Below are 25,495 nucleotides of genomic sequence, written 5' to 3' on the forward strand. Positions count from 1 at the left end.
GGTTTAGAAGGCGAAGCAGCTGCAGCCGAGCGCGCCCCAGAAGGCGTTCTCTTCCGAAACCGGCAGGTTGGCGCCGCGCGCAATCTCGTGAGAATGCGTATGCACGCCGCACGGGCCGCTGCAGTGATGCGCTTGCTGCATCATGCCCACGCGTGTGGTGGCGGTCGGTGGCGCACTGCGATAGTGGCCGGGAACCTTGACCACCGGCGACCATTCCGGCAGCACCGGAATGAGGGGCGGCGCTTCCGAGCTGAAAGCGCCGGCGGCATAAACGATATTTCCGTCCACCACGGTCAGCACCGACTCAATGCCTTTGATCTCCTCTTCAGGCACGCTGAAGTAGTCTTTGCTCAGCACCACCATATCGGCCAGCTGACCGATTTTAATCTGGCCTTTTTTACCTTGCTCGCTGGAGAACCAGGCGCTGCCCTGCGTCCATAACATCAGCGCCGTATCACGATCGAGGCGCGCGTTGACGTCGTACATCTGCATGCCGCCCACAGTGCGTCCCGATACCAGCCAGTAAAGCGCGGTCCACGGGTTATAACTGGCCACGCGCGTCGCATCGGTTCCTAAACCCACCGGCACGCCGGTCTCCAGCATGCGCGCCACCGGCGGTGTATGGCGAGTGGCCTCAATGCCGTAACGCTCGGCAAAGTACTCGCCCTGGAACGCCATGCGATGCTGTACGGCAATGCCGCCGCCCAGCTCTTTGATGCGGTCAAGGTTACGCTGCGTCACGGTTTCGGCGTGATCGAAGAACCAGTGCAGGCCGTTGAACGGAATGTCGCGGTTCACTTTTTCAAACACATCCAGCATGCGGCTGATCGATTCATCGTAAGTGGCGTGCAGGCGGAACGGCCAGCGATGTTCCACGAGATGACGCACCACACGCTCCAGCTCATCTTCCATGCCGGGCGCCAAATCCGGACGCGGTTCGAGGAAATCTTCAAAATCGGCGGCGGAAAACACCAGCATTTCACCGGCACCGTTGTGACGGAAATAGTCGCTGCCCTGGCCCGGCGTCAGCATGTCGGTCCACTTCTCGAAGTCTTCCAGCTCGTGGCCCGGACGTTGGGTAAACAGGTTGTAGGCGATACGCAGCGTCATCTGCTTTTTCTCATGCAGCTCGGCAATGACTTCGTAATCTTCTGGATAGTTCTGGAAACCGCCGCCCGCATCAATGGCGCTGGTCAGGCCGAGGCGGTTCAACTCGCGCATAAACTGGCGGGTGGAATTGACCTGCTGCTCCAGCGGCAGTTTTGGCCCTTTCGCCAGCGTGGCGTAAAGGATCATGGCGTTCGGGCGCGCAATCAGCATGCCGGTCGGGTTGCCATTGCTGTCACGCTGGATCTCGCCGCCCGGCGGATTGGGCGTGTCTTTGGTGTAGCCGACGACCTTCAACGCGGCGCGGTTGAGCAAGGCGCGATCGTACAGATGCAGGATAAACACCGGCGTATCGGGCGCGGCTTCGTTGATCTCATCCAGCGTCGGCATGCGACGCTCGGCAAACTGAAACTCGGTCCAGCCGCCTACCACGCGCACCCACTGGGGTGACGGCGTGCGCAGCGCCTGTTCTCTCAGCATCCGCAGCGCATCGGCGATCGAGGGCACGCCTTCCCAGCGCAGTTCGAGGTTGTAATTCAGGCCGCCGCGGATCAGGTGCAGGTGGGAATCATTCAGGCCGGGAATGGCGGTATGGCCTTTGAGGTCAATCACTTTGGTGCCTTCGCAGTGATGCTGCATCACGTCGGCCAGGCTACCCACTTCGAGAAATTTGCCATCGCGCATCGCCACGGCCTCGGCAATCGGGTTGCCGCGATCGACGGTATGAAATCGCCCATTGGTCAAAATGATGTCTGCTTTGCCTAACGTAACCATAAAATCTCCTGAATAAGAGGTCCTGCCAATTTCGCAGGTGAAATACTGGGTGGGATTATGTTCAGGCGGTGCGGAAAGCGTCTAGTTATACAAAAGGATAGGTATACCTTCGTATAGTTATACCTATAGATAATGGTTCGTGTGCCCAAAGGTTCTTACACTGCGCCCAGACATTCACCTCAATGGGCATACAAAAATGACAACCAGTAAATTAGAAGTACTGACGCCGCACAACTGCCAGATCATCTTCATTGACCAGCAGCCGCAAATGGCGTTTGGCGTGCAGTCCATCGACCGTCAGGTATTGAAAAATAACGTGGTCGCGTTGGCAAAAGCGGCGAAGGTGTTCAACATTCCTACCGTACTGACCACGGTGGAGACCGAGAGCTTCTCAGGTAACACCTTCCCGGAGCTGCTGGATGTGTTCCCCGGCCAGGACATTCTTGAGCGTACCTCGATGAACTCGTGGGATGACCAGAAAGTGCGTGATGCGCTGGCGGCCAACGGTAAGAAGAAAATTGTTGTTTCCGGTTTGTGGACCGAAGTGTGTAACAACACCTTCGCGCTGTGCGCCATGCTGGAAGGTGATTATGAGATCTACATGGTGGCTGACGCCTCCGGCGGCACCACCAAAGAAGCGCACGACTATGCCATGCAGCGCATGATTCAGGCGGGTGTGATCCCAGTGACCTGGCAGCAGGTGATGCTGGAGTGGCAGCGCGACTGGGCACACAAAGAGACCTACAACGCGGTGATGGATATCGCGAAAGAGCACTCCGGTGCTTACGGCATCGGCGTTGATTACGCTTACACCATGGTGCACAAAGCGCCATCGCGTCAGAAGAGCGAGCATCGCACGCTGGCACCGGTTGCTGCGCCCGTTCGCTAAATCGTCACCCAGGCGAGCGCTTACGGGCTCGCCTTTCTTTTTTCAAGGAGGACCGGTGAGTCCTTTACTGATTTCTCTGGCGGCGGGTGTGTTTATCGGCCTGATTTACGCCTTGCTCAACGTGCGATCGCCGGCGCCGCCCGCCGTGGCGCTGGTGGGCTTGCTGGGCATGATTGTGGGCAGTTCGCTGGGTGGAAAATTGACGCATCCCGTAGCGCCCGTCGATAAAACCTCACGCGCGATGGCCGCTGACAGGCCGCTACCTCCCGCCATGCTCACCGCAAAACAGGCGGGTTGAACATGCTGAAAACCTATGCGATATCGCTCTCGGTCGGTATTTTAGTTGGCATCATTTATGCCGTTATCGACGTCAATTCCCCAGCGCCGCCCGTGATTGCGCTGCTTGGTCTGTTTGGTATGCTGGTCGGCGAACAGATTATCCCGCTGTGTAAGCGCCTGATAAACCGTCAACCGGTCACGCTGGCCTGGTTTCGTCAAGAGTGTGTGCCTAAAATCAGCGGCACGCCGCCATCGAGTGACAAAACCTCCTGAGGACGCGCCGCAGGCAGTGAATAATAATGAAGGAACACAGCATGCAGCTGTCGCAGCGCATTGTCGTTGTTGATGATGAACGATCGGTTCGCAGTGGTTTGAGCAATCTGCTTCAGTCGGAAGGATACGCAACGCAGGCATTTGAGTCGGCTGAAGCGCTATTAGCGGACGAGACGGCGCTAAATGACGCTGCGCTGTTTATTATTGATGTTGAGCTCAAAGGCATGTCGGGCTTTGAGTTGTTCCGTGCGCTGGTACAGCGTCGCGAGAACCCACCCGGAATTATCATCTCCGGCAATGGCGATGAGAATATGCTCTGGTATGCCATCCATCTAGGCGCGATCACCTTTATGCGAAAGCCCATTGATATCGACCTGCTGTTTGAACATATCCGTCTGGCGTTTTCCTCCCAGGCAGCGCGCCAATGAGCACGCTTTTCCTGTCGTTAAATATCGCGGATGACGCGGCGCTGGTGCTGGCGGATGACATCGTTTTCACCCCGCTGGCGCAGGAAGGGCAGGTTGAGTGGATCGAATGCCGTCACCCGATCTCCGATGAACGCTTCGTGCTGGCCACGGCGGCGGCCGAAGAGGCGGAGTTTCCGGTAACGCAACTGCTGAAAAATGAGTATGCGCTGCGCGCCTTATTAGCAGAAAGCTGGGCGCGAAAACCGCTGCGCCACACCTTATATCAGGGGCGCTACGCCCTGATTTATCCCGCGTTTCGCTACCAAACCCTGGCGGATTATCTGCGCCTGCCAGCGGGTAAAATTCAGAAGTTCATCAGCTGCGCCGTGCTGCTGTGTAATGCGCTCAGCAAGCTGCATGAGCAAGGTTTGGTGCACGGCGACATTAAACCGGCCAATTTCTTCTTTACCGATCAAGGCGACGTGGTGCTGGGCGGCTTTGGCCTGGCGTTTATCGAAGCGGACTCACAGCAGCCGCTGCGCGCCTCAGTGACCGGCGGCACGCTGGCCTACATGTCGCCCGAGCATACCTCGCGCACCGCGCACGCGGTCAGCCGGGTCAGCGATCTCTACAGTCTGGGCATCGTGCTTTACGAATTACTCACCGGCAAGCTTCCCTATGGCAGCGCTGAAGGGGGCGCGGCTGAATGGGTGCACCATCATATTGCCTCCGAAGCGCTGCCGCCGCACCGGCTGCGCAAAGATGTGCCGCTGGTACTCTCATCCCTCATTTTACGCCTGCTAACCAAATCGCCGGAGCAGCGTTATCAAACCGTCGAAGGCGTGCTGGCCGATCTGCGCCGCTGTGAATCCAACCTGATGCCTGACGGCGTAGTTGAATCCTTCGCGCTGGGCTTACAGGATGTGCCAACCACAACGCTGTTATCCGATGTGCTGTACAGCGACCATGCTCAGGCCAGCGAGATGCTGGCGGCGTTTGATGAGGTGTGCAGCAGCGGGAAACACTGCATGGTGGCGATTAGCGGCGCGTCCGGTGCCGGAAAATCGGCGCTGATGGCCTCGGCGCTTAAAATCCTGCGGGAAAAAAACGCGCTGCTGACGGTGACCAAAGCCGACCAGCACTCGCCCATTTTGCCCTACGCGGTATTTACCTCGGCGTTTCGATCGCTGACGCTGCATCTGCTCGGGTTGCCCGCCGAAGAGCTGGCGCGCTGGAAAACACACATCACGCGCCAACTGGGGAATTATGTTGGGCTGGCCGTTAATCTGGTGCCCGAACTGGGCATCTTGCTCAACCACAAAGCCAGCGTGCAGGCGGATGCACGCTCGTTAGATGCACGCAATCGCCTGAATCTGGTGGCCTGCAGCCTGGTGAAAGCCTTTACGGTGCCGGGGCGGCCGCTGATCCTGCTGATTGATGACGTGCACTGGGCCGATCAGGCGACCTTGCAGCTGCTACAGAATTTGCTGCGCTCCAGTGAAGATATTCCCTTATTGCTGGTGATTTCTCATCGCGATCGCGCCTCGTTGTCCTGTCCGACGGTGGTTGCCAGCCTGGAGCGCATTCGTGCGGCGGCCACGCGCATTGTGGATATCACGCCCGAGCCGCTGTCGGTGAAAAATATCGCCAGCTGGCTGGCCGGCATTTTTCACACGCGCAGCGCGGAGACCACCGAGCTGGCGCAGATCATCCATGAAAAAACCGCCGGGAATCCGCTCGCCACGCGTGAGTTTTACCGCCAGGCGGTGCGCGATCACCACATCACACACGCTGCATCCCATAAATGGACCTACAATCCGCACGCGTTGAGAAACTGCCATTACACCGCGAACGTTGCCGCCAGCGTGCTGCAACAGCTGCAGTTGCTCGCGCTGCCGCTGCGCCAGCTGCTGGGCCGATTGGCCTGTATCGGCAGTAGCGGCGATCTGCCGGTGTTGGCCGGCATCCTCGATACGACGCTTAGCGCCCTTCACGCCACGCTGCGCCCTGCGGCTGAGGCCCGGCTGATCTCGCTGACCGATCACAGCTACACCTTTATGCATGACAGCATGCATGAGGCCGCGCTGAAGTTGCTTTCGTCGGCGGCAAAAGATGATTTTCACTTTGCCGCTGCGCGCTATTACATGCAGGCCGCGCGCCAGGATAACGCGCATGCGCTGCTGTTCAGTGCCGCGCATCACACTATCACGCTGCAAAATCGCGCACTTTTAGCGCCCGAAGCCGCTGCGTTTAGTCTGCTGTTACTAAACGCCACCCGACGCGCGAAAATTATGGGCGATTACGCTTCCGCGCTGCGTTTCTTACACGCTGCCCGAGCGCTCAACGCAGCGTCAGGCGCGGAGGAGAGCGGCCCGTTTTTGTTTGAGCAAGCAGAGTGTGAGTTTTTAAACGGCAACTTATCGGGCGCGCTGGCGTTGAGCTCTGAGATTCTCGCCACGCCCGGTGTGGTCACCGATAAAGCCGAAGCGGCGACGCTAATTGCTGAAATTCATATGCGTCAGTCCGACAGCCAGCTGGCGCTGGAAACCGCGCTGGCCTGGCTGGCGGTGTTTGACATTCATCTGCAGCGCTATCCGGATAAAGCCGAGTGCGATGTCGCCAGGCAACGGTTGAAAAAAGAGGTTGGCAAAAATCCCTATACGCGCTTCCGTTCCCTGGCGCGAGTGACCTGCCATAAAACCGAAGCGGTGATGAACCTGATGGCCAGCGCCAGCACCTTCGCCGCTTTTATCAGCCCACGGCTGCAGTTCATTATCCTGTGCAAACTTCTGCATCTGACGATGGAGAAGGGCATTAGCGGTGCCTCCACGCTGGCGCTGGCCTGGTACGGCGTGGTGTGTGGCGATCAGTTCAATGAATACAGCCGTGGATTTGCCAGCGCGCTGCTGGCCCGCGAGCTGGTGTATAAGCACGACTTCGTTAGCTACAAAGCGCGCACGCTGATGCCGCTGGACCAGGTGAGCGTCTGGACCATGCCGCTCAGTTACGCCATTGAGTGCGCTAAAGCGACTTTTGATGTGGCGGTTGATATTGGCGATCGCACGTCGGCGTGTCTGGCGCTGCGTCATCTCACCATGAATTGCCTGGCGCGCGGTGACCATCTTGATGGCGTGCATACTTCGATCATGCGCGGCATGGTCTATGTGCGCAAAGCGCAGTATCGCGATGTGGAAGTGATACTCGGCATGCAGCTGGATTACGTGATGTTCCTGCGTAAGCCAGCCGGTGAGACCTTGTCCGGCGATGATTTCCATGCGCCCGCGCTAAATGTGGTGCAACCCGAATACGCCATTGAACCGCTGTTTTTGATGCAGTTCTGGACGCGGCTGTATAAAGGCATGGCGCACTTCTTTGCCGGTGAGTATGCCGCCGCTCAGCGCCAGTTCAGCGACGCTGCGCCGCTCACAGACGTGATTCCCGGCCATGTGCATATGCTGGATTTCCATCTCTACAGTGCGCTTTCACTCAGCATACCGCTGCAACCGAATGAGCTTGATGCCACGCAGCGGCAGCAACTGCAGCGCCATCTTGAAAGAATCATCACCTGGGCAACGGAGAACCCCGGCACCTTCGCCGACAAAGAGGCGCTACTGCGCGCCGAACTGCTCAGGCTGGAGGATAACAGCGGCGCGGCGCTGGAGCAGTTTGAAAAAGCCATTGAGCTGTCGCGCAAAGGGCAGTTTCATCCGATCAACGGTCTGGCATGCGAACTGGCCGCGCGCTGCGCCAGTGCGCGCGGCATGGCGTTCGCCGCCGAGGGCTACATCAAAGGCGCGCTTGCCGCCTGGGATCGCTGGGGCGCGGGCGCCAAGGTGCGCCAGCTTGAAATGCACTATCCGCATCTGGCGGCGCACCCGCCGCAGAGCGCGTTAAACACCGTGACCTTTGAGCAGAGCGCGGTGATCAGCGACCTGCAAAGCCTGGTCACGGCGATGCGCGCATTGACCGAAGAGATCAATCTTGATCGGCTGATCCATATTTTGATGATGATGTTGGTGGAGCGCGCCGGCGCGCAGCACTGTATTTTGATCCGCCTCATCGACGGCAATGTGCCGGAAATTCAGGCGCGCGCCTCCTCCACGGTGGAGGGCGTCAGAGTCAAAATCGTTAATGAACTGCCGGTAGCGACTGATTTGCCGCTGTCGATTCTCTCGGCGGTGATCCGCACCGGACAGGAAATCCGTACCGGTCGGCCGGAAGTGTTTAGCCCGTTTAGTCAGGATAACTATCTGGTTGCCTCTGGCGCGGCAGTGATGTGTGTGCCGATGTTCCGCCAGGCGCAAATGGTGGGCGTGCTCTATCTGGAAAACCGGCTGATGCCTGATGTTTTCACCGCGGAGCACTCGCGCATTGTCTCGATGTTAGGCGCGCAGGCTGCGGTTTCTCTGGAAACGGCGCGGCTGTATGCCGAGCTGGTGGAGGAGAACATCCAGCGGCGGAAAATTGAAAAACAGCTGCGCGCCAGCCAGACATCCCTGATGCTGGGTGAAAAAATCAGTAATACCGGTACCTGGCACTGGCATCTTGAGCCGGATATCCAGCTGATATCGGACGAATATAAACGCATCATGGGGCTGCCCGCCGGGCAGGTGAGCACCTCGATGGCCGAGTTTCAGCGGCGGGTGCATCCAGACGATCTTCAGTGCCTGAAAGCGCTGATTGAATCCAGCGTGGCGCATGGCGTGAGCATGCAGGCTGAATTTCGTATCATCCGTGATGACGGCGAATGCCGTTATATCAAAGGCATAGGTGAGCCGGTGGAGAACTGGCCGGATGTCGCCGAATATTTCGGCACGCTGACGGATATCACCGCGCAGCGTCAGTCCGAAGATGCCGCCAGAATTGCCCAGGCCGAGCTGGCTCGCGTGGCGCGCGCCACCACGGTAGGACAGCTGACCTCATCGATCGCCCATGAAATCAATCAGCCGCTGATGTCGATTGTGGCCAATGCTGGCGCCAGCCTGCGCTGGTTGAAACGCGATCCGGCTCAGCTGGAGAAAGCCAGTGAAAGCATTGAGGAGATCATTAACGAAGGGCGGCGCGCTGGCGAAATTATTCGCGGCCTGCAGTCACTGACGCGCAATAATGTCGCGGAGTATGCATCGGCCAGGCTGCATCTGCTGGCGCGCGATATTTTAACCTTGTCGCGTCTGGAACTTGAGCGCCGCTCGGTGGCACTTGAACTGGATATTAAAGCGCCATGGGATGAGGTGTTTTGCGAGCGCGTACAGATTCAGCAGGTGCTGCTGAATCTGGTGATTAATGCCATTGAGGCGATGGCAGATAATGCCGGAGCGCGTATTCTGCGGCTCTCATCCTCCAATCCTGACGCGAATCATATTCGTATAGAGGTTGCCGACAACGGCAGCGGATTATCGGCAGAGGTTATCGGCAAGATATTTGACTCTTTCTACACCACCAAAGCGGAAGGAATGGGAATGGGCCTGACCATCAGTAATGAAATCATCAAACGTCATGGTGGTGTGCTGAGTGCGGAAAACCGCCCACAGGGTGGCAGCGTATTTAGCTTTACCCTGCCATTAAATCTGGGGAAATAGTTTATCTGATCCTCCCGCGCTATTTCGCGGGAGGAAAATCGGACCGTTATCACTTTAACGCGCGCGTTATTCATCTTGCAGTAAATGAAGTTTCTCAGCGGCTCTGACTAATTCTGATACTGAACGCACCGCCATTTTTTCCATTACGCGGCGTTTATGCACTTTTGCCGTAATTTCACTGATGCCCATTTCGGCGGCAATCTGCTTATTTAATAAACCGCGAATGACAAGCAGCATCAATTCCATTTCCCGTGGCGTTAAAGAGTGATAACGCCCGGTGAGTACAACTCTTTCCTGTGCGAGTGCTGCGCTTTTTTCGGCCAGCGCCATGGCAGCGGATACCACTTGTATCAGGTCATCCGGCATCACCGGCTTGGTGAGAAACTCAAAGGCGCCGGCCTTCATCGCGCGGACCGTCAGAGGAATGGTGCCAAAGCCGGTGAGGAAAATGGTGGGAATGGTGTATCCGCGTGCGGTGAGGTCGTGCGAGACATCAAAGCCGTCGAGGCCCGGCATATTCATATCGACAATTAAACAGCTCGGGGTGCGGTAATGCGGCTGATGTAAAAATTCAGCGGGGGAGGTAAAGGTCGAAATCAGGTAGCCTTCTGAGCTCAGCAGATTTTGCAGCGCGTTGATGACAGCGGGGTCATCGTCAACAATATAAATCGTTCTATCCATAAAAACTCATTCAGACTCTTACGAGTTCTATTCACTACATGCGCGCTAATATACCCGCAAAATAGTGCTGTAGGAATGGCGAAAAACGTATATGTGAATGTGATTATCTGCTGCGCTGTTAGGCCTAAAAAGGGTGAGGATGAAAAGCCATGCACTCACCCGCTATTCTTAAGGTAATAAATGCGTAACCTTAAGGTTCATCAATCCGCGATACCCTCAAGGTGGTTTGTTCGCCACGCCCATACACTTTTCCACTCACGCGGACTTTATCACTGGCTGAATAGGTTTTCTCTTTGAAGGCCGGCTTCTCAGCATTAATGATAATCGTGCCGGTATCATCGCGGAATTTGTAGCTATCACCTTTCAGCTTTTCAATAATATGGCCTTCGAGCGTGACATAGCCGCCCTGACGGAAATCACGAATACGTGAAATCGGGGTTTGTGCGGTGTCTTCCGATCCTTTATAACCGGCATCCTGATTCTTCTGCGGCGGTGCTGTTTCACCTGATTGGTATCCGCCTTCCGCTGCGCTCACGCCAACGCTGAACATCATGATTACTGAAGCTAAAACAACCTGTTTCATACGCTCTCCATAGATTTTCCTGCTGACACGATGTTAAGTCTGGCACAAATATGCGCGACTGCACGACAAACGCAGCGGTAATTGAAAAAAGCACAACTGACTTATTTATGCCAGGGTATGTAGACGCGGTTTTTATTTCTTTGGCTAAGCGCGACGTTAAATTAGCGCCGTGCTTATCTGCTCATTCGAATTAAGAGTGCTCGCCACTCAGGAAAATAAATTATGAAAGCTATCGTCTATAACGGGCCTTTTGATGTCTCGGTTAAAAATGTTCCTGATGCAAAAATTGTGCGTCCTACCGATGCGCTTATTCGTATTACCACCACCAATATTTGCGGTTCCGATTTACATATGTACGAGGGGCGCACCAGCTTTGAACAGGGACGCATCTTTGGTCATGAAAACCTTGGCGAAGTGGTGGAAGTGGGGAGTGGCGTCGAGCGACTTAAGGTTGGCGATTACGTTTGTATGCCGTTCAACGTCGGCTGTGGTTTCTGTGAAAATTGTGAGAGAGGGTTAACCGGTTTCTGTCTGACCGCCAACCCCGGCACCGCAGGTGCGGCCTACGGCTTTGCTGAAATGGGTGAGTGGGAAGGCGGTCAGGCCGAGCTGCTGCGCGTGCCGTTTGCCGATTTTAACTGTTTGCTGCTGCCACCGGATGCGGTGGAGAAAGAGGAAGATTATGTGATGCTGTCAGACATTTTCCCCACCGGCTGGCATGCGACCGAACTGGCAGGCCTGCGACCGGGCGATAGCGTCGCCATCTACGGTGCGGGCCCGGTAGGCTTGATGGCCGCGCATTCGGCGATCATCAAAGGCGCGTCGCAGGTGTTTGTGGTGGATACGCACCCCGATCGCCTGGCGCTGGCGGAGCAGATGGGCGCAACGGGCATCAATGCCGTGGGCGACGCAGCGGTGCAGCAAATCCTTGATCTAACGGATGGACGCGGCACGGATTGCGGTTGTGAATGCGTGGGTTATCAATGTTGTAATCAGCATGGACACGAAGATAACAGCGCCACCATGAACAGCCTGGTCGCCTCCACCAAAGCCACCGGCGGCATTGGCGTGGTGGGCGTGTTATCCCGCAGGATCCCGGCGCGGCCAGCGAGTTAGCCAAAGTGGGTAAAATGCCGTTCGATTTCGGCAGCTTCTGGTTTAAAGGGCAGTCGATCCGTACCGGCCAGGCCAACGTCAAAGCCTATAACCGGCAGCTCGCGCGATTGATTGCCACCGACAAAGCGCATCCGGCGAGCATTATTTCTCATCGACTGTCGCTGGCCGAAGGCCCCGAAGCGTACCGCCATTTCGACGATCGTGATGCGGGCTGGACTAAGGTGATTTTGAAACCTTAACGCATTCATAGCGCCTGTTTCGCCGCATGATATTTTTGGTCGCCATTAATGGCGACCCTGTGGAGGGTGCGAAAATAATTGAAATAAAGCGCAACGGTATTTATCAGGATTAATCTTATTAATAAACCATTAAAGCTACCTTTCGGTTAAAATATCCTCGCTTTACATTCTCCTCATTAATCTCTTTAAACATCATTTCTAAACCAGACGAAATATAAATGTTTTTATGCTCTACAGTTAATAGGGTCTTAACTGGAGGAGCATGTCACATGTCGAAAGATAAAAAAGAACAGAATTTAACCCATACCGCGCCGCATAAAGGGCCAGAAACCTCTGAGCCAGGATTAGGTGATTTAGCACCGCAAGGCGGTGGACATAAACCTGCCGCTGAACCGACGCCGCCGGGCAAGCAGCCTACCGCGCCCGGCAGCCTGAAAGCGCCCGCCACGCAAAACAGCAAACTTGAGCAGCTCGATGAGTACCGCAAAAATGGCGAAAACGCCGACCTGACCACTAATCAGGGCACCCGCATCGCCAACGATCAGAACTCGCTGCGTGCCGGTTCGCGCGGGCCCACGTTGCTTGAAGACTTCATCATGCGTGAAAAAATCACGCATTTTGACCATGAACGCATTCCTGAGCGTATCGTTCATGCGCGCGGTTCGGCGGCGCACGGCTATTTCCAGCCCTACCGCTCGCTGGAAAAACTGACCAAAGCAGGTTTCCTCAGCGATGCCGAAAAAATCACACCCGTCTTCGTGCGTTTCTCCACCGTGCAGGGTGGCGCAGGATCGGCTGACACCGTGCGCGATATCCGTGGATTCGCCACCAAGTTCTATACCGATGAGGGCGTTTTTGATTTAGTCGGCAACAACACGCCAGTGTTTTTCATTCAGGATGCGCATAAATTCCCGGACTTCGTGCATGCGGTGAAACCCGAGCCGCACAACGAAATCCCGCAGGGGCAGAGCGCGCACGACACCTTCTGGGATTATGTGTCGCTGCAACCTGAAACGCTGCATAACGTCATCTGGGCGATGTCGGATCGCGGCATTCCGCGCAGCTATCGCACCATGGAAGGCTTTGGCATCCATACTTTCCGCCTGATTAACGCCGAGGGTAAAGCCACCTTTGTGCGTTTCCACTGGAAACCGGTGGCGGGCAAAGCCTCGCTGCTGTGGGATGAAGCACAGAAGCTGACCGGCCGCGATCCCGATTTCCACCGTCGCGATCTGTGGGAAGCGATTGAAGCCGGTGACTTCCCGGAATATGAGCTCGGCCTGCAGCTGATTCCGGAAGAGGACGAGTTCAAATTCGATTTCGACATTCTCGATGCCACCAAACTGATCCCTGAAGAGCTGGTGCCGGTCGAACTGGTCGGCAAAATGGTGCTCAACCGTAATCCGGACAACTTCTTTGCCGAGACCGAACAGGTGGCGTTCCATCCGGGCCACATTGTGCCGGGGCTGGATTTCACCAACGATCCGCTGTTGCAGGGCCGTTTGTTCTCCTACACCGATACGCAAATCAGCCGTTTGGGTGGGCCGAACTTCCATGAGATCCCGATCAACCGTCCGGTTTGCCCGTACCACAATTTCCAGCGTCAGGGCATGCATCGCACGGAAATCGATACCAATCCGGCCAACTACGAACCGAACTCCATCAACAACAACTGGCCACGTGAAGTGCCGCCAGCGGCAAAAGAGGGCGGATTCGAGAGCTATCAGGAGCGGGTGGAAGGCAGCAAGGTGCGCGAGCGTAGCCCATCGTTTGGCGAATATTACTCGCAGCCACGGCTGTTTTGGCTGAGCCAGACGGCGGAAGAGCAGCAGCATATCATCGGCGCTTATTCGTTTGAGCTTAGCAAGGTAGCGCGTCCTTACATCCGCGAACGCGTGGTCGATCATCTGCTGCAGATTGACGTCACGCTGGCGCAGGCTGTGGCCACCAATCTGGGGCTGAAGCTGAGTGATGAGCAGCTCAACACCGTTCCGCCGAAAGATGTCAACGGCCTGAAAAAAGATGACAGCCTGAGTCTGTATGCGCAACCGAGCGGCGATATCAAAGGCCGTCAGGTGGCGTTACTGCTGAGTGACGGTGTGAAAGCCGCCGACGTGCTGGCGATTCTGCAGGCGCTGAAAGCGCAGGGCGTGCATGCCAAAATTCTGGCAGCGCACATGGGACAAGTGCTGGCGGATGATGGATCGGTGCTGCCGGTTGATGCCACCTTTACCGGTCTTCCTTCGCTGACCTTTGATGCGGTGATTGTGCCGGATGGCAATATCGATGCGTTGCTGCTGAGCGGTGATGCGCGCTACTTCCTGCTGGAAGCCTATAAGCATCTCAAAGCCATCGGTCTGAGCGGTGATGCACGCCGGTTTAAGGCGCAGTTCAACGTGCAGGACAATGAGGTCGAAGAAGGGCTGGTGGAAGATGTGAAAGCCGAGGGCACCTTTATGGCAGACTTCCTTTCTGTCATGGCATCCCATCGTGTCTGGTCGCGCAGCAAAAAAGCGCTGACCGTCGCAGCCTAATGCGCGGGGCGGAGTTGATTGCTCCGTCCCGTTTTCCCTGCATCTTAGGCAAAAAAAAGCCCGCTCGTTGCGGGCTGGTCGAGATGCATACCGAAGTGATCGTGTAAACGCGTACTGTGTGTTGCAGCCACTCAATGTGGTGAAACCAGATTACAGTAATATTTCGCAACTGGTCATAGGAGTTATCGATGGCCCGAAAAATAACCGCATTCGTCCACTGATGCGTGGTTTACCTGCTTAACTCTGTTGGTGGGGAAGACAGAGGACAACATGCAGTTTAAAAGAAAAATGGATAAGCCGGTTTCTTCTGACGGCGGTTTACTGAAAAGCATTGTGCTCTCTGGACTGCTGCTGTTGATCACCGTAGCCAGTATGAGTATCTGGACCTTGCGTGAAGACTGGCTGGCGACCGTGCGTCAGACCCAGGAATCCGCGATGAATCTGGCGTTATCACAATCGCGTCAGGCGGAAGACACCTTCCTGCAGACCGAGCTGTCGCTACGCCAGGTACAGCGTGATCTGCAGCTACAGCTGGCAACGCGCATTCAGGGCGCTGACCTGAGTAATACCATGCGCGAATTACAGCGCCGCTTACCGCAGTTACACGGCTTGTTCTACTACGATCAAGATGGCAAGTGGATCGCCACCTCCGCCCAACGCGCACCCAACAATATCAATAATTCCGATCGTGAATACTTCACTTTTCAGCGCCATAACCGGCGCAACAGCGTGCATATCGGCCCGGTGATCAACAGCCGCAGCACCGGTGATTTGGTCATCCCCGTTTCCCTGCGCGTCAGTGATGCCAGCGGTGGCTTTAAGGGCGTGCTGCTGGCCACCATCAAGGTCGATTTTTTCCGTCGCTTCTACAGCTATTACGAACTCGGTGCGCGCGATGTGCTGGTGTTGATGCTGGCTGACAGCACGGTGCTGTATGCGCGTCCGATGCCTGACAGTTACATCGGCAAAAATCTCTCAGCCAGCCCGCTGTTTCAGGAGATGCTGGCGAAAATGGATCGCGGCAGCGGGCAGTGGAAATCGGTGCTGGATGGCCAGGCGCGGATCTTTGGTTTTGCGCGTTCCGATCGCTATCCGATTATCGTCGCCGCCGGTTACAACAGTGACGATCTGTTCCATGTGTGGGTTAACCGTCGGGCGCAGGATATTCTGCTCAGCATTATCCTGCTGCTGACCATCTTGCTGCTCGGCGTCTTCCAGCTGCGTCAGGCGCGTAGCGTGTTGCGCTATCAGCAGGAATTGACTCAGCTGCGCGACGAACTGCACAGCGCCAACCTCGCCCTGAATCAACTCGCGCACGTTGATGGTTTAACCGGTCTGGCGAATCGAAGGGAGTTTGATCGTTTCCTGCATCAAGCGCTAGCCCACGCCGCCGCCAGCGGTAAACCGCTCACGCTGATCATGATGGATATCGATTTCTTCAAGCATTACAACGACACTTACGGCCATATCGCCGGGGATAAGTGCCTGAAAGCGATCGGTGAAGTATTAGCTGCCGTGGTGGCGCGGCGCTCCGATATCGCCGCACGCTATGGCGGCGAGGAGTTTGCGCTGATCCTGCCTGATACCCCATTCGATGAGGGCATGACGATTGCGCATCGGGTGGTTGAGGCGGTGCGGATCAGGCAGCTTGCGCATATTTCTTCGCCCAAAGGGCGGGTGACGATCAGTGCCGGCTGCGCCACCACTGCGACGTCTGCCACCCTCAGTGCGGTAAAACTGCTGGAGTACGCCGATCACGCCTTGTACCGGGCAAAGCGTGAAGGGCGTGATGATGTGAAAGGGATTAATATAGATGAATCGCAAGCGTAATTGGCTTATTCCACGGCGGGCAGCTGGTATTTGATATATTGACGCAGCGCCTCGTGCATCTGGCTATTCCTTTCGTCCTCTAAGCCGCGCTCTTCATATTCTTTCGCCAGTTGAATAATCACCTCATCATATTTCCCTTTGAAGGTGATGTTATTTACCGCCACCTGCTTAATCATTAACTCGCGCAAGGCAGCGACTTCAATCTGCAGCTGGTTTACCGTTGCTTCCAGCTCGTTTACGCGTTCTTCATTCGCCATAGATTCTCCGGATGTTATTAAGCTGTGGCCGTATCAGGGGCTGAATATCGCATTCGCATGCGTGTAATTCAAGCGTGAAGCGCTTACTTCGCTACTGGCAGATCCGCTCAGGGCTTGAGTCTGTGACGCGCTGCGAAAATAAAAAGCCAGACCTGTTTCCTGTTGAGAAACATATGATATGCTGTTCTCAGCAGGAAACGCGGAGACGTGACGTGATTAAAAGCTGGAAGCATAAGGGATTACAAAAGTTGTTTGAGAAAGGTGATATCAGCGGCGTCCAGGCGCAGGACGCAGAACGCATTCGGCTTCGCCTTCTGGTCATTGATGAAGCGCTCTCCACGGATGAATTCAGAAACTATCCGGGGTTTCGTTTTCATCCCCTGAAAGGGGACAGGAAAAACCTGTTTTCATTAACGGTCAGGGCTAACTGGCGTATCAACTTCGAATTCACCGACGGCGATGCCTATATTCTTAACCTGGAGGACTACCACTGATGGCAATGTTCAATCCCCCGCATCCGGGCGGTCTGATCACCGAATACATCGAAGATAACAATATTGGCTTGCGCGTACTGGCGAAAGAGCTTGGCGTATCAGCTTCAGCGCTGAGTAAAGTCGCCAGCGGTAAAGCATCGGTCAGTCCTGAAATGGCGGTGCGGCTTGAGGCGGGGCTGGGTATTGCGGCGCGCCTGTGGTTATCAATGCAGGCGGCATGTGACCTGCACAAGGCACGAGAAACCACGGACGTTTCCGGTGTCAATCTGCATCCGGGTATGAATGCCGCTTCTGAGGCGCACAGGGCAGCGAAGTAACGCACCCACGCCAGTTACCTGTACAAAACCGCGCTGGCTGGCGCGGTTTTTCTTTGGTCGGTTCAGACACCTTTAGACGAACCCGGTTCTGCGGTCGTGATGACGCTGTGTCAGGGACTGAAGAGTGTATTGACATGCGTGTAATTCAAGCGTGAAGCGCTTACTTCGCTACTGGCAGATCCGCCAGCCGGGTGGTGTAGGCCGGGGACAGCATCTCGCGCTTCATCGACCAGGGTTTCTGAATGCCTTGTCCGGCAAACCATAACGCACCGCGCTGGTGGGCATTCATCTTGTCGATCAGGGCCATTAATTGGTCACTATTGTGACGCGGCTGATATTCCGCAAACAGATCAAACTGCGCCACGCCATCGCTAAAGAAATCGCCCAGCATGACGCCGCCTTTCATATAACGCTTACCGGGCACCCAGATGCGATCTAAACAGTTGAGCGTGGCCTGAATAATATCGCGGCTGTCAGCGGTGGGCGTAATCAAGGTTTGGCTGGCCGCATTGGCATAATAAGGATGATGCGGATCGTGCGGACTGGTACGAATAAACGTCCCGATATGACGGCAATATTGCCGCTCACTGCGTAACTTCTCTGCGGCACGCGCCGCGTAATTGGCGATGGCCTCGCGCATATCCTGATATTCGGTAATGCGATCGCCAAACGAGCGCGAGCAGAGGATATTTTGCCGGTTGGGAATCACCTCTTCAAACGCCAGACAAGACTCGCCACATAATTCACGCACCGTACGCTCCAGCACCACGCCAAAGTGTTTACGGATCAGCGCGGTCGGGGTTTCAGCCAATTGCAGCGCGGTGGTAATGCCCATCAGGTTGAGCTTTTTCGATAAGCGCCGGCCCACGCCCCACACCTCTTCAACCTTGACCAGTTTCATCAACTCGCGCTGACGGTGGGGCAAAGAGAGATCCATCACGTTCTCGGCTTTGGTCCAGCGTTTGGCGGCCCAGTTGGCGAGCTTGGCGAGGGTTTTGGTCGGCGCAATGCCGACACCCACGCGCAAATGGGTGTCCTGATAAATACGGTCGCGAATGTCGCGGCCTAACTGTTCGAATGTCATGCAGGCGTTGATGCCGGTGACGTCAACGAAGGCTTCGTCGATGGAATACTCATCCACGCGCGTGGAGATCAGCGCCAGCGTCTCCATCACGCGGCGCGACATATCGCCATACAACGCATAGTTAGACGAGAACACCACCACTTTGTGGCGCATCAACTCTTCCCGATGTTTGAAGTAGGGCGCGCCCATCTTAATGCCCAGCGCCTTGGCTTCTCTGCTTAGCGAAATAATGCAACCGTCGTTATTCGACAGCACCACAATCGGCTTGCCGCGCAGATCCGGGCGAAACACCGTTTCACAGCTGGCGTAAAACGAATTCACATCCACCAGGGCAAACATCAGCGGCCTATGGTTTTAATCACGTGTTTAACGATGCCGAAGACTTCGAACTCATCGGCGTCAGGAATGGCGATCACCGCATGCGCGGTATTCATCGGTTTGAGATGCAGGTAAGGCTGTAACATCAGCTGTTTCACGGTGAACTCGCCGGAAAGCGAAGCCACCACAATGTCACCGTGTTTGGGTTTGAGCGAACTGTCCACCACCAGCATGTCACCCTCATTAATACCGATGTCGATCATCGAGTCACCGCTGACTCTAATGAAATAGGTTGAACTGGGGTGATCGACTAAAAAGTCGTTGAGGTCGATACGTTGTTCAACGTAGTCCTGCGCCGGGGACGGAAAGCCGCAGGGCACGCGGCTGATGAACAAAGGTAAGGCGAGAATAGCGCGGATTTCCGCGGGCTGATAAAACTGCATGGCTGCGATCTCAAATCGTCACTGTATATGTATACAGTAATGTCGAATAGGCAGTTTGATCAAGCCAGAACCCGTAATGATTTGCAAAACAGTTGGCAACAAAGGAAATTTATTTTGTGCCAAAGGGCTTGCCGCTGCGCTTAAATCATCATCCCCATGATCTGCAGGGTGCTCTGCTGTGAAGCGGTGATAAACGGAATGTCTTTGATGTGCTGCATACCAAAGGCTTCGTAGAACTTACGTGCACGCACGTTATCGCCTAACACTTCCAGCCACAGGTAGCCTTCACGCTTGTCGCGCGCCTCATTGATGATGCTCTCGAACATCCAGCGGCCGTAGTTTTTGCCGGTTTCTTCTGGATTGAGGTAGAGCTTGTTGAGCAACGCGCCGCTCATGCCGGAATCCGGCACTGGCGTGTTCCAGGTGACTTTGGCGAAGCCAATCGGCTTGTCGGTCTCGGCGATCAGCCAGCTCTCATTGGGCGCCGCGAGGCTGCTATTCAGCTCTGCCAGACCGTATTCCTTGTCGATAAAGGCATCCAGTTCGTCTGCGGAAACCCACATATGTTTGAAATGCGCACTGTAGGTCATGCGGCCCAGCAGGTGCAGCAGCTCTGCATCCTCTGCCGTGGCTTTGCGTATGGTGAACTCCATGCCAGATTTCCTTGCTTAATGCTTGTTATTAATCACGTCGTCGGTGCGAGCAGAGGCCACCGAAGGGCAGTTACCATAACGTGTTAGTAACAAAAACCCAAGATAACCAGAGCTGTCTGTTAACAAGGCGCCAGGCCGATGATCTATAATGAAGAGTGAGAAGCAAGCGTAAGCCCATATTCTCAGGAGGTAGAAGATGTCAGATTCGCAACCTAAAATTATCGGCGAAGCGGCCTATGCATTACTGGTGCGCCGTGAGGAAGTCAGCGTTTCCTCACTGCTGGCAGAGCTCGCGCGCATGGCGAGAAAAGAGCAAAACAGTCAACAGCAGCAGCGTATTGCCCAGGCGCAGCAATGGTTGCTCACGCACCGTCAACCGGCGGGCAGCGATAATCGCGTCCATTCAGCATTGCGCGGATTGAGTCGCCAGGAAGGCAGTGTCAGAATGCCTTCGGCCGATGCCGACGACAATTGACCATCCCAACCGGCTCACGCGTCGATGACTTTCGGCGCGGAGCGCACAGATTTGGAAATAAAAGCTTTCTAATTGTCCTAATTCACACTTCTTAGCACTTTTTGCAACAAAACCTGCCTGATATCTTGAGTAAGCTCCTTGTACAGCTTTTTGCTATCTGTACAACTTTACTTAGGTCAAATGATCTAACTTTTTCATTTATTGGGGTCAATTATGCGTCAGAACGGATACACGCCGAGTTCAGTCGAGGCCATTGCCAACTATTTCAGCAAAGCGTCGCTGCCATCGCAGCAGGAAACCTTGGGTCAGATCGTGGTTGAAATCTTACGCGAAGGCCGTAACCTCAACCGCAAATCGCTATGCACCAAGCTGCTGCGCAGACTGGAACTGGCCGCCAATGCTGAAGAAGAGCATCACTATCATCAGCTGATTGGCTTGTTATTTGAACGTGAAAGCTGAGAGCCAGTCAGACGTCAAACTTGTACAAGTATTAAAATTTTACTCTGAATACGCTCCCACACTGGTTTCGCCCCGCACCGGGGCGAAGCGGCGGTCAGAGATTCGTTATGAAAATTCTTTATGAATAGAAGTGAACACCAGAAAATAATCGATGAAATTATTGGCGAAGCGGCGCTGGCGCTGTTGCAACGTACGGGCCCGGTCAATACGCAAGCGCTGTTGAATCAGCTGATGCTGATGAAGCAGCAGAGCAACGACGAAGAGCAGCGTGCAGCGATTACTGCCGCCATCACCGATGTACGCAACAGTATTTCGGCGGGAAAAAAGCTGCGCGAAGAGCAGCCGCAAAGCGACAACGTTCTTCAGCTGTTTGGTAACAACCAACAGTCTGGTAACAATCGTAAACATTGACTGATTGGCTCGCGTTTAGGCATTGTAAATTCGAGCGTAGATACAATCACGGGACTGGAATCATGTCGGAAAATCACAACCTCTACGCTGCACTGCCTGACACCGAACTGGCAGAGCATTTTCGCAATGCAGACAGTACGTTAAGAAACGAAGCTGCCGTATTGGATAGGGTTATCCGCCACGTGCTGGCCACCGAAGGGCGCGTCAGTAATAAATCGATTATTCTCTGTTTGATTATGGCGCTGGAAACCGCAGAAGGTGATGCTGAAGCTGATGTGCTGCGCAAAACACTGGAAATTGTGGTGGGTTACACGCCTGACGACGCCTGATATTCCTCTCTGTCCCCCGCGCGGGGACAATGAATTAATCCTTTCTGGCGAGAGCTAATCGGCGCTTCGCTTTGCCAATATTAATTCTGTGCAACCAGGTGCGAAACTGTTTTAACTGGACGTGTGAAGCGACATCAGTTGAAAGCGTGCAAATATACAGCTGGCTTTGGGTATGATTATTAGTGCCGGTCGCGTAAATTTCGCTTTTATTATCACGCTGTTGCAGTTCAATTCCCGTGAAGTGTAAATTCCCCCACAGTTGTAAAGTGTCCTCGAACTTTTTAAAGTCCATCATGATGCCCTTATTATTTTGACTTATTATGGAATGTTGCTGGCTCCGTGCAACATAAAGCAATTGCACGATTAAGCCAGCATCTTTGAATAGTAAATTCAGGGATAGTCGCGTTTGGGCGCGGATTTTCGCATCCACTTGCGTTTATTACCGCTTTGCTTATCCATCGCTAATGCGCTGGCGCTGGCCGGATCAAACAGCGACAAACTCTCTATTTGATGCACCATAATCACTTTACGAAACTCAAGGGCACTTTTAGGTGCGGACGAGAAATCAATGTTGTGATTGTGGTACCACAGACTGTAATTATGCTCGATCGCCAGATTGAGCGTGCGTGAATCACGATAGCCGCTCAGCATCGGGATCAACACAATGTTGGCAGTGTTTGGATATTCAAAGGTCGCCGCGTGAATCATGCCGATATAGATACGGCGCGATTTCAGTGTGACCCACGCCAGCTCGCCTTCTTCCATACATTGCAATAGCAACTGTTCAATGCCGTTGGAGCGGGAAAGGCGTTGATACAACTCCTTGCGTCCACCGGCGTTGAGCCGGGCGCTGACCGCCCAGTTGGAGCGATACATACAGAACAGGATGGCAAAGGCCAGCATCAGCACCACCGGCGCCTGAATGCCTAAAAAGCTCCACGTCATGAAATCGACGTTCCAGTGCACATTCTCCGCCGAGGTCAGCGCAAACGCATTGTTCACGCCCGATGCGGCCAGCAGAATCAGCCAGATAATCGCGGTTGCCAGCACGCCTTGCAGCACAAATATGCAGCCATACAGCGCAATGAGAAAATAGACATCCCAGCCAAAGGAACGCTTAATTTTTAAACGGCTCGACATGTCGCGGCTGGTATACCAATAGCCGCAAACCATCATCACCATAAATATCGCCGTGCCCATTTAAATATCCTTTAATGTGCTGACATGATGGGCAAAATCGCGCTGCACTTCAGGACTCAACGCATTAACCGAAGCGTTACCATCTTCATCAATAATAATTCTGTCGCCTTCCTCGATCGATTCCTGAATGTCCTGGCGCGTCATGACTTGCACTAATGACTCCGGGCTACCGAACAGGGAAGTTAAAAAACCAAACATCATCAAGCCATCCTTATTATTTATGCCAGCGTCAACTATGGCACATCCCTCAACAACCCAGCCGCGTAACTGAAATGAAAGGGCGTTTTCCGGATTAATCTGCCAGGTCGCCGTTTAGGGCGACCTGTGATAATTACTGATTGGTAAGCGGCGTTTTACTGCCGGGTTCCGCGCCGGTAATCGGATTGGTATCGGGCTGTGAAGCGGTGCGTGTTGCCAGCGTATCCAGATCGCTCAGCTGTTTTGACGGCAGCGTCACGCTGGCGGAGCCATCACCGCCATCCACTGCGGGCTGCGGGTCGGCGACATAGTCGAAGTTCTCATCCGAATTCCAGCTACCGCGAATATCGTCACCTTGAGACATGTTGTAGTAGGTGTGCGCATACTTCTCGATCGGCGGCAGTTTGCCCGGTGGGAAGTTGTTGTGGATGGAGTAGAGCGCTTTTTCAAACGACAGCTGATGCGCCACTTCGCGCGTCATCAGGAAGCCTAGCGCATCTTTCACGCCCACGTCATCGGTGAGGTTGATCAGGCGTTCGTAGAGGATTTTGGCGCGCGCTTCGGCCGCGATGTTGGAGCGCAGATCCGCTGTCACTTCGCCAATGGTATCAATGTAAGCCGCTGTCCAGGGCACGCCCGCGGAGTTGGTTAATGCCGGGCCGCCGCCGTACAGAATCGATGTCAGATGGCTGTCATTGCCCGCGCCGGTGATGGAGCGATAAAGATCGCCTTGCTCTTCGCTGCCTTCCGCCAGTTCGCCTTTGGCACCTTTATTCAGCATGCCAACCAGCGAACCGATAATTTCCAGATGGCTCAACTCTTCAGTCGCGATATCCATCAGCATCTCGCGACGACCCGCATCTTCATCACTTAAGCCCTGCATGAAATAGCGCATCGCAGCGGCTAATTCGCCCTGCGGACCACCAAACTGCTCGAGTAATAAATTGGCCAGACCGGGATTGGGCGCATTAACGCGCACGGTATATTGCAACTGCTTTACGTGTCGAAACATAGCTCACCTCAAAAAATAAAATAAACGGAGAAAGGGAATTAATTCTGATGTTTAAAAATAAATAACGATAAGAAATGGAGGAGGGAAGGAGTGAATTTAGCCTTGTACTCATCAACTGCATGCCGCCTCATTAATACTAAGCGGGCATCCCATTGCTGCAAGCGCACCGGGTTAAATTAATTTTATTTTAAGCCGCGAGATAAATATTATTTTAAAGGGTGAATGTTGGCATGAATTAAATAAGCGCGTCGTTCTGGTGCGCATAAATGCGCACCTACAAAACACGTCGGTCGCCATTAATGGTGACCTGGTTAACGCCTAATCAGAACAACTCACGATACAGCGCAGCGATCATCGTCACGCTGCACTCCCGCGGATTGCCCGGCGTACACACATCGGCGAAAGCTGCGGTGGCAAGCGCATCCACATCCTGCTCCTGCATGCCGATATCACGCAGTCTGAGCGGAATACCGATATCGTGGTTTAGGGTGATCACCGCATCAATGGCCAGCGCACGGGCATCGGCTAATGAACAGCTATAGGCACCTTCCATGCCCAGCGCATGGGCGATATCGCGGTACTTCTCGCCGGTATGCTCGGCATTGAACGCCATGATATGCGGCAGCAGAACCGCATTGGCGATGCCGTGCGGCGTGCCATAAAACGCGCCCAGCGGATGCGCCATACCGTGCACCAGACCCAAGCCAACATTCGAGAAGCCCATTCCGGCGATGTACTGACCGAGCGCCATATCCGCCACGCCCGCAGGCACGCCTTTAACCGAATCACGCAGCGAGCGGCCAATAATTTCAATCGCTTTGAGGTGGAACATGTCGGTCAGTTCCCACGCGCCGCGCGTGATGTAGCCTTCAATGGCGTGCGTCAGCGCATCGACGCCGGTCGCCGCTTTCAGGCTGGCGGGCATGCTGGCCATCATGTCGGGATCGATAATGGCAATCGCCGGGATATCGTGCGGGTCGTAGCAGACGAACTTGCGCTTCTTCTCTTCATCGGTGATGACGTAATTGATGGTCACTTCCGCTGCGGTGCCGGAAGTAGTAGGCACCGCAATGATCGGTACGGAGGGATTGCGCGTGGCGGCGCCGCCTTCCAGCATGCGCACGTCACTGAACTCGGGATTGGCAATCATCATGCCGATGGCTTTACAGGTATCCTGCGGCGAGCCGCCGCCCACCGCGATCAGATAATCGGCACCCGAACGACGAAAAGCCTCGACGCCCGCATGCACCACCTCAACGGTAGGATTGGGGATCACCTCATCATAGATGGCGAAACTGAGGTCGTGCTGCGCCAGCAGATCGGTGATGCGGGTGGCGACAGAAAACTTGATCAAATCCTTGTCGGTCACCACCAACGCTTTGTTAAAACCGCGTTTGTGAATCTCATCGACAATAGAATTAATCGCGCCCGCACCGAAATAGGCGGTCTCATTGAGGATCATTCTGTTAATCATATTAATTACCTTCACGTAGATGCCAGATTTAAGTTTTTTCGATTAAATTCATCAAGATAAGAAGATTTAACCGTATCCAG

General features: G+C 54.7%; 27 protein-coding genes. 15 read left to right on the forward strand and 12 right to left on the reverse strand.

The features are described from left to right. Window positions 1–3 precede the first annotated feature (3 nt). The gene (locus PO881_RS08045; RefSeq protein ID WP_192413579.1) at window positions 4–1,881 is read right to left on the reverse strand and encodes an amidohydrolase; all 1,878 of its coding nucleotides are present in this window, start codon (window positions 1,879–1,881) and stop codon (window positions 4–6) included. Window positions 1,882–2,077: 196 nt separating this feature from the next. On the opposite strand from PO881_RS08045, the gene PO881_RS08050 reads away from it, so the two are divergent. From PO881_RS08050 to PO881_RS08070, 5 genes are read left to right on the forward strand one after another with little or no spacing between them, the layout of a single operon-like run. Beyond that, window positions 2,078–2,770, forward strand: a complete 693-nt coding sequence (locus PO881_RS08050) for a hydrolase (RefSeq protein ID WP_101760759.1) — start codon at window positions 2,078–2,080, stop codon at window positions 2,768–2,770. Between the two features lie 55 nt (window positions 2,771–2,825). Then, entirely contained in the window at window positions 2,826–3,068 is a 243-nt protein-coding gene (locus PO881_RS08055; protein ID WP_192413577.1) for a DUF1427 family protein, read from the forward strand. 2 nt (window positions 3,069–3,070) lie between these two features. Continuing rightward, on the forward strand, window positions 3,071–3,322 hold the full coding sequence (locus tag PO881_RS08060; RefSeq protein ID WP_217546879.1) for a XapX domain-containing protein: 252 nt from the start codon (window positions 3,071–3,073) through the stop codon (window positions 3,320–3,322). A 41-nt stretch (window positions 3,323–3,363) separates the two neighbouring features. Then, window positions 3,364–3,750: a response regulator gene (locus PO881_RS08065; RefSeq protein ID WP_101760756.1), complete on the forward strand. Its 387-nt coding sequence runs from the start codon at window positions 3,364–3,366 to the stop codon at window positions 3,748–3,750. Beyond that, window positions 3,747–9,308: an ATP-binding sensor histidine kinase gene (locus PO881_RS08070; protein ID WP_280172720.1), complete on the forward strand. Its 5,562-nt coding sequence runs from the start codon at window positions 3,747–3,749 to the stop codon at window positions 9,306–9,308. Before PO881_RS08065 ends, PO881_RS08070 begins: the two co-directional genes overlap by 4 nt. Before the next feature lie 66 nt (window positions 9,309–9,374). On the opposite strand, the gene PO881_RS08075 is transcribed toward PO881_RS08070, so the two are convergent. After that, the gene (locus PO881_RS08075; RefSeq protein WP_192413569.1) at window positions 9,375–9,989 is read right to left on the reverse strand and encodes a response regulator; all 615 of its coding nucleotides are present in this window, start codon (window positions 9,987–9,989) and stop codon (window positions 9,375–9,377) included. A 190-nt stretch (window positions 9,990–10,179) separates the two neighbouring features. Then, a complete protein-coding gene (locus tag PO881_RS08080; protein WP_137385635.1) occupies window positions 10,180–10,572 on the reverse strand; it encodes a NirD/YgiW/YdeI family stress tolerance protein in 393 nt (130 codons plus the stop codon). A gap of 222 nt (window positions 10,573–10,794) precedes the next feature. Here PO881_RS08080 and PO881_RS08085 point away from each other — a divergent pair, with 222 nt between their 5' ends. From PO881_RS08085 to PO881_RS08100, 4 genes are all read left to right on the forward strand, one after another. After that, entirely contained in the window at window positions 10,795–11,688 is an 894-nt protein-coding gene (locus tag PO881_RS08085) for a glutathione-independent formaldehyde dehydrogenase (RefSeq protein WP_280172721.1), read from the forward strand. A 14-nt stretch (window positions 11,689–11,702) separates the two neighbouring features. After that, window positions 11,703–11,927, forward strand: coding sequence for a hypothetical protein (locus tag PO881_RS08090; protein WP_280172722.1), 225 nt, complete (start codon window positions 11,703–11,705; stop codon window positions 11,925–11,927). Window positions 11,928–12,196: 269 nt separating this feature from the next. Continuing rightward, a complete protein-coding gene (gene katE / locus PO881_RS08095; protein ID WP_101760751.1) occupies window positions 12,197–14,461 on the forward strand; it encodes a catalase HPII in 2,265 nt (754 codons plus the stop codon). 270 nt (window positions 14,462–14,731) lie between these two features. Continuing rightward, window positions 14,732–16,291, forward strand: a complete 1,560-nt coding sequence (locus PO881_RS08100; RefSeq protein WP_280172723.1) for a sensor domain-containing diguanylate cyclase — start codon at window positions 14,732–14,734, stop codon at window positions 16,289–16,291. 5 nt (window positions 16,292–16,296) lie between these two features. On the opposite strand, the gene PO881_RS08105 is transcribed toward PO881_RS08100, so the two are convergent. Next, window positions 16,297–16,548 carry a hypothetical protein gene (locus PO881_RS08105; RefSeq protein WP_110865985.1) on the reverse strand — a complete coding sequence of 84 codons (252 nt, stop codon included), beginning with the start codon at window positions 16,546–16,548 and terminating at the stop codon, window positions 16,297–16,299. A 212-nt stretch (window positions 16,549–16,760) separates the two neighbouring features. On the opposite strand from PO881_RS08105, the gene PO881_RS08110 reads away from it, so the two are divergent. Both PO881_RS08110 and PO881_RS08115 read left to right on the forward strand, forming a co-directional pair. After that, a complete protein-coding gene (locus PO881_RS08110) occupies window positions 16,761–17,042 on the forward strand; it encodes a type II toxin-antitoxin system RelE/ParE family toxin (protein ID WP_280172724.1) in 282 nt (93 codons plus the stop codon). Beyond that, the gene (locus tag PO881_RS08115) at window positions 17,042–17,359 is read left to right on the forward strand and encodes a HigA family addiction module antitoxin (RefSeq protein ID WP_137385638.1); all 318 of its coding nucleotides are present in this window, start codon (window positions 17,042–17,044) and stop codon (window positions 17,357–17,359) included. The genes PO881_RS08110 and PO881_RS08115 overlap by 1 nt, the downstream gene beginning before the upstream one ends. A 160-nt stretch (window positions 17,360–17,519) precedes the next feature. Here the strand turns inward: PO881_RS08115 and umuC are convergent, their stop codons facing one another. From umuC to PO881_RS08130, 3 genes are all read right to left on the reverse strand, one after another. Beyond that, entirely contained in the window at window positions 17,520–18,782 is a 1,263-nt protein-coding gene (gene umuC / locus PO881_RS08120) for a translesion error-prone DNA polymerase V subunit UmuC (protein WP_110865986.1), read from the reverse strand. Further along, window positions 18,782–19,204, reverse strand: a complete 423-nt coding sequence (umuD, locus tag PO881_RS08125; RefSeq protein ID WP_101760747.1) for a translesion error-prone DNA polymerase V autoproteolytic subunit — start codon at window positions 19,202–19,204, stop codon at window positions 18,782–18,784. Before umuD ends, umuC begins: the two co-directional genes overlap by 1 nt. 140 nt (window positions 19,205–19,344) lie before the next feature. Next, window positions 19,345–19,857, reverse strand: coding sequence for a GNAT family N-acetyltransferase (locus tag PO881_RS08130; RefSeq protein WP_101760746.1), 513 nt, complete (start codon window positions 19,855–19,857; stop codon window positions 19,345–19,347). A gap of 196 nt (window positions 19,858–20,053) precedes the next feature. Here PO881_RS08130 and PO881_RS08135 point away from each other — a divergent pair, with 196 nt between their 5' ends. From PO881_RS08135 to PO881_RS08150, 4 genes are all read left to right on the forward strand, one after another. Further along, window positions 20,054–20,332, forward strand: a complete 279-nt coding sequence (locus PO881_RS08135) for a hypothetical protein (protein ID WP_101760745.1) — start codon at window positions 20,054–20,056, stop codon at window positions 20,330–20,332. Window positions 20,333–20,545: 213 nt separating this feature from the next. Then, window positions 20,546–20,791, forward strand: coding sequence for a regulatory protein YcgZ (ycgZ, locus tag PO881_RS08140; protein WP_007891089.1), 246 nt, complete (start codon window positions 20,546–20,548; stop codon window positions 20,789–20,791). A gap of 120 nt (window positions 20,792–20,911) precedes the next feature. Continuing rightward, a complete protein-coding gene (locus tag PO881_RS08145; protein WP_101760744.1) occupies window positions 20,912–21,202 on the forward strand; it encodes a hypothetical protein in 291 nt (96 codons plus the stop codon). Between the two features lie 62 nt (window positions 21,203–21,264). Further along, on the forward strand, window positions 21,265–21,531 hold the full coding sequence (locus tag PO881_RS08150; RefSeq protein WP_101760743.1) for a biofilm development regulator YmgB/AriR family protein: 267 nt from the start codon (window positions 21,265–21,267) through the stop codon (window positions 21,529–21,531). A gap of 34 nt (window positions 21,532–21,565) precedes the next feature. On the opposite strand, the gene PO881_RS08155 is transcribed toward PO881_RS08150, so the two are convergent. The 5 genes from PO881_RS08155 to fucO form a co-directional block, all read right to left on the reverse strand. Next, window positions 21,566–21,826 carry a hypothetical protein gene (locus tag PO881_RS08155; RefSeq protein WP_101761031.1) on the reverse strand — a complete coding sequence of 87 codons (261 nt, stop codon included), beginning with the start codon at window positions 21,824–21,826 and terminating at the stop codon, window positions 21,566–21,568. 95 nt (window positions 21,827–21,921) lie between these two features. Beyond that, complete coding sequence (locus PO881_RS08160; protein WP_101760742.1) at window positions 21,922–22,731, reverse strand: hypothetical protein; 810 nt, start codon at window positions 22,729–22,731, stop codon at window positions 21,922–21,924. Beyond that, on the reverse strand, window positions 22,732–22,929 hold the full coding sequence (locus tag PO881_RS08165; protein WP_101761030.1) for a hypothetical protein: 198 nt from the start codon (window positions 22,927–22,929) through the stop codon (window positions 22,732–22,734). 133 nt (window positions 22,930–23,062) lie between these two features. Then, on the reverse strand, window positions 23,063–23,941 hold the full coding sequence (locus PO881_RS08170; protein ID WP_101760741.1) for a manganese catalase family protein: 879 nt from the start codon (window positions 23,939–23,941) through the stop codon (window positions 23,063–23,065). A gap of 322 nt (window positions 23,942–24,263) precedes the next feature. Further along, a complete protein-coding gene (gene fucO / locus PO881_RS08175; protein ID WP_110865988.1) occupies window positions 24,264–25,415 on the reverse strand; it encodes a lactaldehyde reductase in 1,152 nt (383 codons plus the stop codon). Window positions 25,416–25,495 lie beyond the last annotated feature (80 nt).

Origin of the sequence: Pantoea sp. SS70 (assembly GCF_029866845.1) — a bacterium.
Lineage (GTDB): Bacteria > Pseudomonadota > Gammaproteobacteria > Enterobacterales > Enterobacteriaceae > Pantoea > Pantoea leporis.